The 257-nt window shown below is 44.7% G+C and carries 1 pseudogene; it reads left to right on the forward strand.

Features of this window, described 5'->3' with window-relative positions:
• Positions 1-54: 54 nt before the first annotated feature.
• Positions 55-257, forward strand: a pseudogene (locus HBA93_RS22085) (peptide ABC transporter substrate-binding protein); the annotation flags it as partial.

A 257-nucleotide genomic window follows, 5' to 3' on the forward strand; every position in this document is an offset into this window, starting at 1 on the left:
TGAAATCATCCTACGGCTTTTTCAAAAAAGCCACATCATATAGAGGAGGATTCCATGTATCGCCGCTTATTACTTGCATGCACCTGCTTGTTCTCACTCGCTGCAAATGCTCTAGCGGATACTGTTCTCAACCGTGATAGTGGCACTGATCCGGCCTCACTGGATCAACATCATACAACAACTGTGAATGAAGGTTACATATTACGGGATCTCTATGAAGGGCTTGTTAGTTTTGATGGTCAGGGCAGAGTGATTGC

It is taken from the genome of Ochrobactrum sp. SFR4, assembly GCF_019730395.1.
GTDB lineage: Bacteria > Pseudomonadota > Alphaproteobacteria > Rhizobiales > Rhizobiaceae > Pseudochrobactrum.